The organism is Nonomuraea sp. NPDC003804, assembly GCF_040610675.1.
Lineage (GTDB): Bacteria > Actinomycetota > Actinomycetes > Streptosporangiales > Streptosporangiaceae > Nonomuraea.
Genome location: NZ_JBEXMT010000002.1, coordinates 1 through 14,306, shown reverse-complemented (window position 1 = coordinate 14,306; position 14,306 = coordinate 1). Strand labels below are relative to the sequence as shown.

Here is a 14,306-nt window from a genome sequence, read left to right as displayed (position 1 = left end):
GGCGTGGCGGGCAGCACAAGCGCATGCCTACCACGTCCGTTCCTGATCCCTGTAGAATTCGGTGTATTTGTTGTACGCAAGTTCACCGGCACGGTGAAATCTGATGTTGTCCCGAACATCAACAACAAGACATTCCTCGGTGCCCCTGAAGGCACGTCCTCGCATTCCTCGCCCGATCATCTGCGCGTAGAGCACTCGGCTGGTTGTTGGACGACCGATCACGAGAGCGCGGATCCTGGGGGCATCGAATCCGGTCGTAAGGACTCCGAAGTTGCACAGAACGGAGATGTTCCCTGCCCGGAATTCTTCAATCAGTGCACGACGTGTCGCAGATCTGGTATCGCCGGTGATCACCTCGGCCGAACGCCCCTTTCTCCGAAGAAGAATCGACATTGCCTCGGCGTGTTCGACCGTGCAGCCAAAAAACAACGTGGGGCATTCTTCCGGGATCTTCATAAGGCGGTCGAAGAGTGCCTTGTTCCTGAGTTCGGACTCGCCTATCTCCTGCAGGAATCCGGTATGGAAGTCGTGGAACTGCTCGAAGTGTTCAACGAACTTCTGGTTATGGGCCATGTCGAACGGAGAGGCCGCATGCTCAAGCACTTCGTGTTTCGCCACCGAGAGAACCCCACGAGAACGGAGCTCCTTGATCGGATCATCTCCCAGGGAGTCCGCTCTGAGCAGCCGCTTGTGGAAAACGCCTGCCATGTCCTGCGTCTCCGGGTCATTGCCTCGATACGGCGTTGCAGTGAGACCGAGGAGCGGAGTCTCGGACTGCCCCGACCTGGAGGTGTCGATCTTCAAGAAGTCCAAGACCTCCCTGTAGCTGGGCGCACCTACACGATGCGCCTCGTCGACAACCACGGCACCAATTCCTTGGGCCAGCTCCCCAAACTCCAGGGCCTGCTTGGATTCCGGATCCCGGACCGCAGCCTGCAGCTTCTGAATACTCGCGACCAGGATGTTTGATTCCTCCGGAATCTTGGCGTTCCCCCAGAAACGAGCTATCTCCAGATTGGAACGAACATTCGAACGATGGCCGAGATCGGTCCACACCTCACTGAAGGACTGAACAGCCTGCTCGCAGAGTTCTTCGCTCTGCGCAATCCAAAGAACAATCGGTCTGTCGGAACGCTCCAGCCACCATGCGATGAGACTCTCCACCGCGGTTCTCGTCTTTCCCGCTCCCGTCGGCATGGTCAGCACACCACGATTGCCGCCAGGCTGTCCGTTGAGTACCTCGACCGCCTGATTCCTCAGATCGGCCTGGAAATCCGTGAGGTCGTCCAGCGGAACAAACGGGACCACCTGTAGCATGCTTGGCTCTGACCTGACACCCGGAAGACCCGCGAACACCAACGGGAGCTCGAGGTCTCTGACAAAATGCCGCGCCCAACTCTTTCCTGGATGCCATGAACGGCCGGCCAGTTTCTCCGCCTGAACTCTCACCGATCCCTTGACCATGAGCCCTGTGGCATGTTCCTTCAGACGTTCACGCTGCTCGTGTGTCGCGTTCAGAACAAGGTAGTACTTGATTTCCTTGGACTCCAGAAGATCAACACCACAACGGTCAACTATGAACTCCGCCAAGTCCTCATCGGGAAGCGTCTTACGCCGGCGCCCGCGAGTCGGTAAGCGTTCCGCATCGAGCACCAGTTGTTCAACTGTTGCCCGTCTACCTCTGCCTCGCCGCTCCAGCGAGTCGACGATTTTACGTCGCTCGATGCCCGCCAACCGCCGGTTGAGAATGTCCACAGCCGCTCTGCGATCGTCCTCGCCGAGCCGTCCGAAGGCTTCCAACGCTCTCCTCGTCCGAAATAATCTCCACTGCACGTTCGTCGCGAGACGCCCATGAAGCGAGTAACTATACATCCACGACAGAGTCAATTACACATCTTGCCATATTTGCCCATGCAGTTGGAGCGGTCTACGTCCAAATCGCCAGAGAGGCGACCTGACGGTCGCCGGACACTTCAGCCAGGATATTTATATCGATTAGGTCCCATTCGTCCGCATTGCGAGGTAAGCGGACTCATTACACGCAGATGCCAGCGCGCCAACGCATCGTGGACCAAGGCCACTCGGGCAGGAGCCAGGCTTGGGACCCGTCCACACGGTTTCGTCCTCCGCCACGAGAGTGCGGTCCTCTGAGCCGACTTAGCTGATCGAGCAAGCTGGACTGCCGTAGCTCTACTGCAACCGACCCAAACTGCCCTTCACGCACGCGATCTTAATCGTACGATGGGATCGGCTTCAGAGAGCCCAAGACGTCGCAGGAAGGACCGCAGTGGCCAAGCAGCTCGCCATCGCCAAAGACTTCCTGACCGAATACGCCAAGCTGGAGAAGCCGGTCCAACGAGCAGTCCAAGAGGCAATCGGCAAGTTCACCCAGCATGCCCATGCTGGACAGCATCTGGAGAAGGTGAACAACGCCCGCGACCCCCGCATCCGAACGATCCGAATCGACAGGTTCTGGCGAGGGGTGGTGCTGGCACCGGAGACCGGCGAGGTCTACTGCCTTCTGCGGGTACTCCCTCATGACGACGCCTACGACTTCTGCGCGAGTCATCGATTCACGGTTAACCAGGTCCTTGGCGTCCTGGAGAGCCGTGACGAGTCCCAGTTGGAGACCCTGACGCCGGCCCTGCGTCGGGTCGCCGACCGGGTACCCAAACGGCTCTTCGACGGCGTGAGTGATGCCGACCTCAGAAATCTGGGCATCGACGAGCAGGTCCTACCCGTCATCCGACTGCTCAGCAAGGAGGCTCATCTCGACGCGCTACAGCATCTGCTGCCGCCTCTTCAGTATGACGCGCTCGTAGCCCTCGCTGCCGGCATGTCACCGGAGGAAGTCTGGAGCGAGATCAGCAGGAACCTCATCGACAGTGCCCGCCCCGACGAGGTGGATCCGGACGACTTCGCCGCCGCAATCACACGCACCCCAGACCAGGTGACGTTGATAGAGGGACCCGCTGATCTTCAGATGATGCTGGAGCATCCTTTCGACGCATGGCGGGTTTTCCTGCACCCGGCGCAGCATCGCATCGCCTACCGTGAGGCATACAGGGGATCGGTGATGGTCAGCGGTGGCGCCGGCACCGGAAAGACGGTCACCGCGCTGCACCGCGCCGCCCACTTGGCTGCGCGTACCCCCGGCAACCGCGAACATCGGCCCATCCTGCTGACGGCGTTTAGTACGGAGCTAACCGCCGCCTTGGAGCAGCAGCTTGAGCTGCTGATCGACAACGTAGAAGCCCGGCAGCCGGTCGAGGTGCTCAACACCGACAAGCTGGCCTTTCGCATAGTGCAGGAGAATCTGGGCCGTAGCCCGCACGTCCTTGACGTCAAGGATCTCGAGCAGCGATGGACGCAATGGCTCAATGAGCTCGGTAGCAGTTATCGCGCTCGATTCCTGATCGAGGAATGGGACAATGTGATCATCGCTCAGGATCTGCGGACCCAGGAGGAATACGTCGCCTGTCGTCGCCATGGTCGTAGGGAACCTCTGGCCGGAGCCGAGCGACCAGAGGTGTGGCGAATCATCACGATGTTCCGCGAGCGTATGAGGCAGCGGGACGAACGGACCTTCCGTCAGATCACTGACGAGGCCGCCAGGCTGCTCCAGGACAGCGACTCTCCTGTCTATCGGCACGTCATCGTCGACGAGGCGCAAGACCTGCACCCTGCACAATGGCGATTGCTACGCGCTGCCGTACCTGAAGGGCCCGACGATCTGTTCATAGTCGGCGATCCACACCAGCGCATCTGGGAGCACCGGGTTTCGCTGAAGAGTGTTGGGATCGATGTCCGCGGAGCCCGTAGTCACCGGCTAACGATCAACTATCGGACGACCCAGGAGATATTGACCTGGGCCATTCAGGTCCTGGGCCTCGTACAGGCAGATGGTCTGGATGACTTGCCCACTTCCCTGGAGGGCTACGAGTCACCAATGCACGGCCGCCGGCCTGTCGTCCGCCGCTTCCCTGACCAGGAAAGCGAACTGGACGCCGTCGTCGAGCAGGTCCGCTCCTGGCTGAATGACGGAGTCGCCGCCAAGGACATCGCAGTGACCGCGCGCGTACGGGCACTGCGCGACCAAGCAATCAATCGGCTGGAAAGCGCCGGGATCAAGGCCGTTCGCAGTGGTTCCACAGGTGTGCGGGTCAGCACGATGCACATGACCAAGGGTTTGGAATTTCGGTGCGTGGCAGTGATCGGGGCGACCCAGAAGCTCATCCCTCTCCCCAGCGCTCTCGTACCTGCCGACGTGGATCAAGCCGCCCATAACGAGAGCCTGCAACGCGAACGGTGCCTGCTGTATGTGGCATGTACCCGAGCCCGCGACCGGTTGTACGTGTCGCATTCCGGGCCGCCGAGCCAGTTCCTACCGCGCTGACCCCGCCGGAACAAGGAGACCCTCATGAGACCCCTGCGTGTCGGTGTCCGCAACGTACGCGGCGCCCACGATGTGGAGCTCCACCTGCGGCCCTTCAGCGCGCTCATCGGCCCTAACAACGCCGGCAAGTCGACATTGCTGGATGCCGTGCGGCTGTTCTATGACGTGCTCGCCTGGGACGGCCCACGTGACCGGACATGGAGTGCACAGCCCACGGAAGCGTCCTGGGTCGAGATCAGTTATGAACTGAACGAACAGGAAGCCAACGACATCCTGGGCGTGACGAACGAAGACCGAGAGCACGGCGCCGAGCTCCTTGACGATGATGTGCTGACCGTCCGCCGCTACCTCGTAGATCACGATGGGCATCGGGCTGGCCAGTACTACTTCGTACCTGCCAACGGCGACGAGCTGGAGGCAACGGGCTGGAGTGAGGTCAGCAACAAGTTCGGTCAGTGCGTCTATGTCCCGACACTGGCGCAGGTTCGCGACCACACCGCAGTGACGCGGTCCTCCCCGTTCCGGGACATTCTGATGCTTGCCTTCTCCGAGCCGAAAATAGATGTCTATCTTTCGGCCGTAACCAGTGGGCTCCAGGGGATCCGGCAAATCATGGGCGAAGGGCCCGTCTCGAACCTGGAGGACGAGCTCGACCAAGCCCTGCACTCCTGGGGCCTGTCGACGAAGGTCCATATCGGCGAGATCACCAGTGACTTCATTGTGCAGAATCTTATTGATCTTCGACTTACCCAGGATGGAGAAGAACGTTCGGCCGATGCTCAGGGGTCCGGTGTACAGAGGGCATTGATCGCCGGGCTAATCCAAGCGGCGGCCCGGGTACGACAACACTCCGAGGAGAACGCCTTCCGTTGGATCTTGTTCGAGGAGCCGGAGGCCCTGCTGCATCCGGCGCAGATTACCCGTCTGGCCCAAGACCTGCGCCAGTTGACCAAGACAGGCAACACAGCCGTCACAATTACCACGCATGCTCCGGCAACGCTTTCGGCTTCGGAGACCTCACCTGAGGGCATCACCCGGGTCCAACGTCATGGGGCCCAGATTCAGGTAACCTCCCCGGCACCACCCACTGTCACCCGGGCACTCGACGCGATTCACGTCCGCTCGACGTACACCCAGGCGAGTCATAGTTGCTTCAAAAAACCGCGAATGACCGGCCCGGACGAAGAACGGAGTCGAATCCTCTATGACCTGGACGTTCGTCGCGCTGCGGCCTTCTTCGCCGAGCGAGTCATCGTCGTCGAGGGGATCAGCGATGTCGCTTTCTTCGAATGGCTCGAGCGTCGTGGCCATCTCGCCAGAATCGGCCCAAACGTTGGCATAATGGACACTGGAGGCAAGTACGAGCTACATCGCGCCGTAGCGACATTATCGCTATTCCACATTCCGCATGTAGTTGTTTGGGACGAGGACGCCGCCATGCAGCAACCTGGTACCAATGAGCATGTCAACCAGCGCTGCCGCGATGACGCTGCGCTTCAAGCCCTTCGAGGAGCGGCCTGCGATCCCGGATCGTCCTTTGCCGGGGCACTCCGCCTGCCTGGCACCATCGAGCGCTGGCTTGGGATCACCGAGGAAAAGACAGGAGCGTGGAAGGCGGCCAACCTGGGCGCCGCAATGACCGAATCCTACGCACTGCCCGGCTCCCTGCTACCCGGTAAGGTCGAGGCCCTTCTGAGTCTCATCGAAGGGCTCTTCGACAAGAGCGACCTTGCGCAATATCGAGCTCATCCTGATTTCGTCGGCGCTCTGATCGACCATGAGCTAAGCCCGCCTACCCTGGATCTCGCCGCGGTCGTTGCCCAAATACCACGCAACTCCTGCGCGTGCAAATCATCTCCGTAATCCCGCGAAATCCTCGATTATCTTGCGCACTGGTCGCCCTGGCTGATGTCCGGTGAGCGTCAACGTCATCTTCCGAAGGTGGGTGGTCGAGCGGGCCCCTACCTCGCCCCCCGACGACGATTGCGAACACAACCCTAGGTATCTAACCCGCGGTGAGCTCGGCTGTGCTCGGACCATACTGCCCGCGGAGTCGAAGAGCCCCAGACCGACCTCTGCCGGATTCCGATGGCATAGGCATAGTCGCCGTCCACTGCCATTAAGCCGCTCAGGCAGCGCCGGGCCAGCGACCACACCCTGTAGCGGGCGTGCACTCGGCTTCCGGCCCGTGCAATATTTCGATAGCGTCGCACTGCACCCGACAACGCGGTGAGTCGTCCGGGCTTCCAACGGGCTTCAGCCTGGTTCATCACCCAGATGCACCTCCGCCCAGGGCGTCTCGGCCTGGTCCACTGCCCACCTGCCGACTGTCGGCATCAACGCCTTCATCGGCGTCGTCAGCGACGCCTAGGACAACGCAATGCAGGAACCCAGATCGGCTTCCAGCAGCCCAGGTATGGAACTGGTGCCCGCCGATCGGGTTGGCTGGTTCACTGCACTACGCTCTCCGGCAAGCTGCCCCAAGGAGTATGGAGCCCCCACTCGATACCAACCCGACAAACCCGCTGGAATCCACCCCGAAGGTCGCCATCAGGACTCAAAACTTCAGTTATGGCAGGCCGAGCGGGTATGGTCCGTTATCGTGTCAGTTCACGACGAGACGAGTCCACGACCACACCGCAAGAAAGCCTACGGTGTGAAGCTTGTGCGAGGTCCTTTCGTCCGGCTTGCGCCACATCCGGAGTCGACCCCCGATGCCGCCTCGTTCCTTTCCTATGCGGCTACTCTGCGGGAGAACGGTGCTCGTCTGGCCGCGGATCTGTTCTGCGGCGCCGGCGGCCTCAGTCTCGGCTTGGAGGACAGCGGTTACAAGGTGGTACTGGCGGTCGACCACGATCGAGAGGCTGTCGAAACCCACCGTCATCACCACGGCGGACTAACTGTTGACTGGGATCTTGGAGACCCGATGGTCATCCAGCACGTCGCCGATCTGATCAGAACGGCGGGGATAGAGCTTCTGGCCGGTGGACCGCCATGTCAGCCGTTCTCTAAGGCCGGTCGTTCCAAGATCCGCTTCCAGGTCAGACACAGCCTGCGAGATGCTCGCGACCAGCGCCGGAACATGTGGCAGTCGTACTTGGAAATCATCCGGCTGGCACGACCCCCTGCGGTTCTCATGGAGAACGTTACGGACATGGCGCTCGACCGGGAGATGTTCATTCTTCGCACCATGGTCCACGAGCTGGAACTCATGGGCTACGCCGTAGAGGAACGGGCTGTAGACACCTATCGGTACGGAGTTCCCCAATGGCGGCAGCGGCTCATCCTTGTGGCGTTACAAGACCGCATTGCTTTCCAGTGGCCGGCGGAGGTACTAGAGCGAACAACGGTCATGAACGCCATTGGCGACCTACCGCTGGTACAGGGCGGGTGGCGTCCCGAAGGCGGCGCTGACGGCTGGGCCGACTATGAGGAGCCCCTGACCACGTTCCAGAAGAGGATGCGGGCCATGGTGCCCCCGGCTGACCGACACAAGGTGTTTGACCACGTCACCCGACCGGTCCGAGAGGACGACCTGGCCGCCTTCGAGTTGATGAGCTCAACCACCCGTTACTCGGAGCTGCCAGCCACGGTCAAGCGCTACCGGGACGACATCTTCGACGACAAGTACAAGCGACTCGACGCCGACGGGCTGTCTCGTACGATTACGGCGCACATTGCCAAGGACGGATACTGGTATATCCACCCCTCCCAGAACCGGACTCTGACGGTCCGGGAGGCAGCGCGTCTCCAGACGTTTCCGGACACGTACCGGTTTGCAGGCCCGCCTTCGGCGGCGTTCCGGCAGATCGGCAACGCCGTCCCGCCGATGCTGGGTGAGGAACTGGGTCGAGCTATCATGGCCGCGCTCGACACCCCAACCAAGGTTCCGTTCACGACGCAGGACGTTGCCCGCGCGCTCGCCCAGTGGTATGTCGGTCGACAACATCGGACGTTCCCATGGCTCACCGACGTGAACCGCTGGCAGGCCATCACAGGCGAAATCCTTCTCGACCGAGCCTCTGCTCACATCGTGCGTCTCATCTGGCCGCTGGTTTCTCGCTGGAACGAACCTTCCGAGACACTCGGCAACGAAGAGGAGTTCCGCGAGGTCGCCCGTTGGATCGGCCGGGAGGAGCGTGCCGACCGGATTCTGGAAATTGCGCGCTATCTCGTGGACAACCCCGAAGCTTTCGCTGACGACCGCCTTCGCGAGGCTCCAGGACTGACCGAAGCCACCGCCGCTCTAGTAGTCCTCGCCGCTCCATTATCGGACGAGCCTTCGACCACGACAGAAGACGAAGAGCTTCCTGATGCGAAGGCGTCCAGCAATGAGGAGCCGGTGCTTGTTACGAAAGGTGTCCTCCGCATTGCCGGTCGCTTCTCTGGTGAACCGGTAGAAACCAAGAACAGGCTGACCGACGGTCGCCTAGCGGTTGCGCGAATGATCGGGGATGACGAGGACGCTCGCGACGCCCACCGTGGTCTGATCGAGCTGGCCAACACTTTGTGCAGGCCGGAGCGGCCCTTGTGTATGGACTGCCCGCTACAGAAGATGTGCCGCGCCGCTGTCGAGGCCGCTGTCGAGCCGCCGAACGTACTGTTCTGAGCACAGCTACCGATGGAGCCCCAGCAGCCGTGCCGACTCGGGGTCCGTAAGTCGCAGCTGGTCGATGATGCGGGTAAGCGCTGCGTACTCGCCAGCCAACATAGCCGCTGTGCGCAGAGCCACCCCGGCCGTCTCCACAGCACCAGCTACCAATTGCTCCTCACGCGGCATCGCCAGCCTTGTCAAGCGCTCTTTGTCGGCCTTACGGGGTGCTTTCCGATACGCACCGTTGGCGAGCACACAAAGTTCGTTCACGGCCGGCTCGACCAGCTGCCGCAGCGACGGGGGCAGAGTCACCCTCATCTTCGCCACGTCAATGTTGAACACGCTGTCGAGGTCGGTGTCGAAGTCAATCGATGCCCGCGCAAGCTTGGTATGCTCATCGATTCCACGGATTCCCGCCCAGCCGCCCCACTGGACCAGCCTGTCCGCACGATACACATACAGACCCTGCTGGCGGTTCCAGTTCAGCGGGCCGGAGAGCCGATCAAATTCCTCCGGAGTGGAGAACTTTTCCCGCGTCGGCAAAATGTACCGCCGCAGTGTTACAGATCCGCACAGCTCACCGACCTGCACCTCGAACCGTAGCGGGGGGAGATCCTGCCGGTGTCTCTCTTCTGGTGCGAAAGGGTTCCACGGACGCACCTTCTCCCCATTGACTGTGATGACCAGTTGATGCCCTTTGGCCCCTTCAAGGTGGCGGTGAAAAACAGCGCCCAGATGTTCGGCCGTCTTCACCGCGAGCGACTCGAGCCGCCGTCGCGCCCATCCCCCCTCCGGCCGCTTCTCCGGTAACACACGATCGAGGTTGCGCCACACTACGACCGTACCGGCCGACTCCGCTAACCAGCCACGGCACCGGTCAAGAACCACATCCCTCGGAGGCTTGGCAACGACCCACTGATCCCACTCTTCTATGAGGTCGAAATCAAGCTCTCTGGTGTGCACCGAAGTACTCGCCGTCGAGCTGCGCGTTGCCACGGTGACCGAGCGGCACTGCGATAACGACGCGGTCTTCAGTCCGAGCCCATAACGCCCAAGGTCTCCCTGCTGGTATTTTCGACGACTGCCAAAGCGCAGGGCCTCCTCCAGCGCGCGGGGCTTCATACCAACGCCGTCATCGACGATGAACACGCGCGAGCCCAGCCCATCAAACTCGATTAGCACGTCGACCCGTTTGGCTCCGGCCGAGATGCTGTTGTCGACGATGTCGGCTACCGCTGTCGGGAAGTCGTACCCGATGTCACGTAGAGAACCGGTCAGCCTGGCAGCCGACGGTGGAACCTCAAACCAGCTCCGCGACACCATACTTTCACCCTCCGACGGTCGTCTGGAAGACCAGGATGTCACACAACGGGGGTGATCATACAACAGTGCTGCGATACGGACGCGGCACCAGATCTTGTCTGTGACGTCTGACGGCCTAGGCAGGGGGTGCCTACACTCCCCATTGTGAATCAACGTTCGACAGTTCTCTTACAAAGCGGGAACGACTCTTTCCTGTAGGGTTGCGCGACTCTCGCTTCTGTTGTCTAAGCGCGAGTAGCTCTGGTGGCTAGTTCGTATTCAGCACGTCATCATACGCCACACAGGCGGGTTGTATTCGGACGCACGCGGCGGCCATGCATAACGAGACAGGTGAACCTTGCGGGTTCGATAGGCAGCTTCACCTCCATCAATGCCGCCGGCACGTAGCGCAGGCTATTTCCCAGCTTCAGCCACCTGGGCAACCAAACAGTTTACGCTCTCCTACAATGGATGTCGATCAGCGCAGCCATGACGCCCCATTCGTGATTCCCCGTGTGACCGGCGGAGCCGCTAATACAGCTAGTAGGCTACTCAAATCTTAACGCAGAAGATCAAAAATTTAGAAGGAGGTATATGCTATAAGCCGCGGCACGCTGTGGATAACCTGATGTTTATAGAGACACCCGGATATCTGGCTACTACCTGCGGGCAGAGGTCCTTGATGAACCCTGTGCAGGAGGAACCTTGCGATGTCATGCAAGGATAGACGGCCATGAAGAACGGCGTCTATGTTTCCTTGGCCCTGTGTATCTCGCTCGGCGGGCCATGCTCGCGGGTTTCGTCGGATCAGCGCTCGATGCCGCACTGCTCGCCGCACTCACGTGGGGAGGAACCGCCTTCCTTCCTGATAGCCCCACACTGGGGCATTTTCATCCTCGGACGGCCTCGACGACATGGTGGTTTTGGAGTTCGGCAATGGCCCTGCACAGGTAGCCGGCCCCGGGAAGGGCTGCAGCGGAGTTTGCAAGTATCTTCCAACTCTTCGACTGGGCATTCGCACGACGCGTTCGCCGGGTCCGCGGAGCCTGGCGTGGGCGGGGTTCGCCTGCTTATGGGACTCAGATACGAGTGCGGACCAGTCCTTCGGCTCCTTGAAGGGGCAGGAAGGGGCTTGGGGCGCTGCCCCAAGCCCCGGGTCTCAGACTCCAGGATTATCGGCGTACGCAGGGTTCGACCGTAGCTGGCTGAGATGGAAGCCTAATCGTCCCACCTGGGGCTTGATTTGAAGGCTACTTTTGCTCCTCAAGCTCCCAGGGCTACTCGAAGATGTTCGGGACGGGAATGCGATTTACGCGACGGTTCGCGTTCCAAGCAGAAGCAACCGCCAGGTGGGCCGCCTTGAGCCGGCCCTTGGTGCCGTCGAGACGGGTGTTACCGTTTGTCGCGATGGTCTGAATTTTTGCCTTGAAGGAGAGGGGATCGCCCTGACGCTTGAGCTTCTGCGCCAGTTCCAAGGGCTTAACCACGTCGGGATGCCGGCTAAGCACCATAGCGATGCCAGCGATGGTGACGGAGTGCCAAGTATCAGGCGTGCGACCCCAGGCCCCCTCAGCTATGGCGAGCGACTGATCTAGGACCTCGGGGCCGCACTCCTTGACAACGTCAAGAATTCCCTTGATACCTCGCACTGCGTTGGTGGTGCGGCTGCCGACCTTGAGCTGGTGCTTCTCAAGAACAGTGTTTGTGTCCACGAACAGCGGGTGCCCAGCAAGAACACCGATCCTGAACTCATCCGTCGGGCCGACCTTCGAGGACTCCTTATTCTTGATGATGAAGAGAGACGCCTCGTTCGCCATCGACAGGCCAGAGTGGATCTCACAGGTGATCGTCTGGATGTCCTCACGGACCTTGTCTCTGACGCTGACGTTCCCCGTCAGAATGAGCTGACATGCGTAGACGCGGTGCATTCCGTCCACCGCATACTGGCCGTCATCACGCCGCGAGAGGATCGGCGTCCCGAGCGCGGTTGGCACCAACTTCTCAGCAATGGCTTGCGCACGCGCCTTGTTGAGGCTGCGCTGTGCGCGTGGGTCGAACTTGATGACCCTCGGATCCACCTCGACATACTCGATCGGGTGGTCCGGAATGTCGTAGCTGTAGTCCTTATCGGACATGGGCCCCACTCCTTTCGTGTCAGCATCCCAGCGGGGATGACGGCGACACAGAGTCAGCTCCCGATTGCGGGAGACGGCGACTGAAGCACGACCAGGCTATAGAACAATCAGCAGCCAAAGGGGCGAGTTAACCAAATCCGCCTTCCGTGACCACTTCGGATGCGACGGCGACATCACGCAGGCCTTACCTAACCGGGCATATCGCCTATTTCGTTAGAAAATTTCAACGGGCGCCCGTTTAGCTCCAGTCGGCGTCCGCGAGCAAGATGCGGCCACTATGGCCATATTTATCCTAATTGCGCCTCTTCCTATTGCTGGGAGCCGATTGGGCCTGATCAATTAAGTGACGACAGCGAAAACAGGTAGGGCAACCTGAGCTAGTACTCCAGTGACACTTCGCGATCTTGGACGTTGAGGTGGCATGAGAACGGCCACCACGTGATCATTCGGAGTTTGTGAAGACATCTGAAGATCGCGTGATGGCCGTGGCCGATACTGTAGACCCCGACGGCTGGATGGTCACCTTCCATGACCTGGTGAGCCGGATTGCCAGCAGGTTCGGTCGCGTCGAGCCACGTCGTGCCGCCACCGCCTACGTCCGTGGACTGCTGTCCGACCTCGAACGCAAGAACTGCTGGAGTCTGGCCGAGCACGCCGGACTGACCGGGCCGCAGGCGATGCAGCGCCTGCTGCGTACCGCGCGCTGGGACGCCGACGCCGTACGCGATGACCTACGCCTCTACGTGGTCGAGCAGCTCGGCGAGGGCGGGGTGCTGATCGTGGATGAGACCGGCTTCATCAAGAAGGGCGGCGGCTCGGCAGGGGTTCAGCGGCAATACACCGGCACCGCCGGGCGGATCGAGAACAGCCAGGTCGGCGTGTTCCTGGCCTACGCCACGCCGCGAGGGCGGGCGCTGCTGGACCGGCGGCTTTACCTGCCCGAGCACTCCTGGCTGGCCGATCCCGGCCGGTGCCGCGCGGCCGGGGTGCCCGAGCAGGCCACGTTCGCCACCAAGCCCGCCCTGGCGGCTGAGATGATCGTAGATGCGCTGGATGCCGGCCTGGAGGCGCGGTGGGTGAGCGGTGATGAGGTCTACGGCCAGGACCCACGCCTGCGTGCGCTGCTGGAGCGGTGCCGCCTCGGCTACGTGCTGGCGATCGCGGGCAACCGGCGGGTGAGCCTGGACGGTGCCGACCGCAGCGCGGCCGACATCGCCGCCGCCGTGGCCGATCGGCACTGGCATCGCTACCGCGCCGGCCAGGGCGTCAAGGGCCCGCGCTGGTACGCCTGGGCATGGGCGCGCATCGACGAAGCCGAGCCCGAGGGATACCGGTGGCTGCTGATCCGCCGCAATCTGACCACCGGTGAGCTCGCCTTCTATCGCTGTGGCGCGCCCACGCCGATGCCGATGATGGCCCTGGTGAAGATCGCGGGTATCCGGTGGGCGGTGGAGGAGTCTTTCCAGGCGGCCAAAGGTCAGGTCGGGCTGGATCATTACCAGGTGCGCGGCTGGACGGCCTGGCACCGGCACATCACGTTGGCGATGCTCGCCCTGGCCTTCCTAGCGGCCATCACCGCTGCCCAACGACCCTGCGACGAGGAGCACATCGCGCTGACCATGCCCGAGATCCGCCGACTGCTGGCCGTTCTCATCCTGACCCGTCACCGCACCGCCCGGCAGGTTCTGCACTGGTCACAATGGCGCCGACGGCATCAAGCCACCGCCCGACGCTGCCACTACCAGCGCAGATCCCAACCGTGATCGCGAACTGTCACTGGAGTACTAGTACTACAGTCATGTTTTGTGATCTATAGCTGGATCTTGTTGTGCCGGAGCCAGCGTTTCCAGTAGTGGCTGCTGCGAGCGCCGGCTTGGTG

7 protein-coding genes are annotated in these 14,306 nt (G+C 61.3%); 4 read left to right on the top strand and 3 right to left on the bottom strand.

What is annotated here, in order from left to right:
- Nucleotides 1-27: 27 nt before the first annotated feature.
- Nucleotides 28-1,800: a DEAD/DEAH box helicase gene (locus ABZX22_RS02315; protein ID WP_354905256.1), complete on the bottom strand. Its 1,773-nt coding sequence runs from the start codon at nt 1,798-1,800 to the stop codon at nt 28-30.
- Between the two features lie 487 nt (nt 1,801-2,287).
- On the opposite strand from ABZX22_RS02315, the gene ABZX22_RS02310 reads away from it, so the two are divergent.
- The 3 genes from ABZX22_RS02310 to dcm all read left to right on the top strand — a co-directional run bounded on the left by ABZX22_RS02310 (nt 2,288) and on the right by dcm (nt 9,005).
- Nucleotides 2,288-4,396 carry a 3'-5' exonuclease gene (locus ABZX22_RS02310; RefSeq protein WP_354905254.1) on the top strand — a complete coding sequence of 703 codons (2,109 nt, stop codon included), beginning with the start codon at nt 2,288-2,290 and terminating at the stop codon, nt 4,394-4,396.
- A gap of 24 nt (nt 4,397-4,420) precedes the next feature.
- Nucleotides 4,421-6,259, top strand: a complete 1,839-nt coding sequence (locus tag ABZX22_RS02305) for an AAA family ATPase (protein WP_354905251.1) — start codon at nt 4,421-4,423, stop codon at nt 6,257-6,259.
- Nucleotides 6,260-6,998: 739 nt separating this feature from the next.
- A complete protein-coding gene (gene dcm / locus ABZX22_RS02300) occupies nt 6,999-9,005 on the top strand; it encodes a DNA (cytosine-5-)-methyltransferase (RefSeq protein ID WP_354905249.1) in 2,007 nt (668 codons plus the stop codon).
- A gap of 6 nt (nt 9,006-9,011) precedes the next feature.
- On the opposite strand, the gene ABZX22_RS02295 is transcribed toward dcm, so the two are convergent.
- A complete protein-coding gene (locus ABZX22_RS02295) occupies nt 9,012-10,313 on the bottom strand; it encodes an ATP-binding protein (protein WP_354905247.1) in 1,302 nt (433 codons plus the stop codon).
- Nucleotides 10,314-11,569: 1,256 nt separating this feature from the next.
- Entirely contained in the window at nt 11,570-12,427 is an 858-nt protein-coding gene (locus ABZX22_RS02290; RefSeq protein WP_354905245.1) for a DUF6551 family protein, read from the bottom strand.
- A 515-nt stretch (nt 12,428-12,942) separates the two neighbouring features.
- On the opposite strand from ABZX22_RS02290, the gene ABZX22_RS02285 reads away from it, so the two are divergent.
- A complete protein-coding gene (locus ABZX22_RS02285) occupies nt 12,943-14,190 on the top strand; it encodes an IS701 family transposase (RefSeq protein ID WP_354905967.1) in 1,248 nt (415 codons plus the stop codon).
- The last annotated feature ends 116 nt before the right edge of the window (nt 14,191-14,306 follow it).

Bases quoted from the DNA above. Each gene is read 5' to 3' on its own strand.
- ABZX22_RS02290 (WP_354905245.1), bottom strand. From the start codon at position 12,427: ATGTCCGATAAGGACTACAGCTACGACATTCCGGACCACCCGATCGAG.
- ABZX22_RS02295 (WP_354905247.1), bottom strand. From the start codon at position 10,313: ATGGTGTCGCGGAGCTGGTTTGAGGTTCCACCGTCGGCTGCCAGGCTG.
- ABZX22_RS02285 (WP_354905967.1), top strand. From the start codon at position 12,943: ATGGTCACCTTCCATGACCTGGTGAGCCGGATTGCCAGCAGGTTCGGT.
- ABZX22_RS02305 (WP_354905251.1), top strand. From the start codon at position 4,421: ATGAGACCCCTGCGTGTCGGTGTCCGCAACGTACGCGGCGCCCACGAT.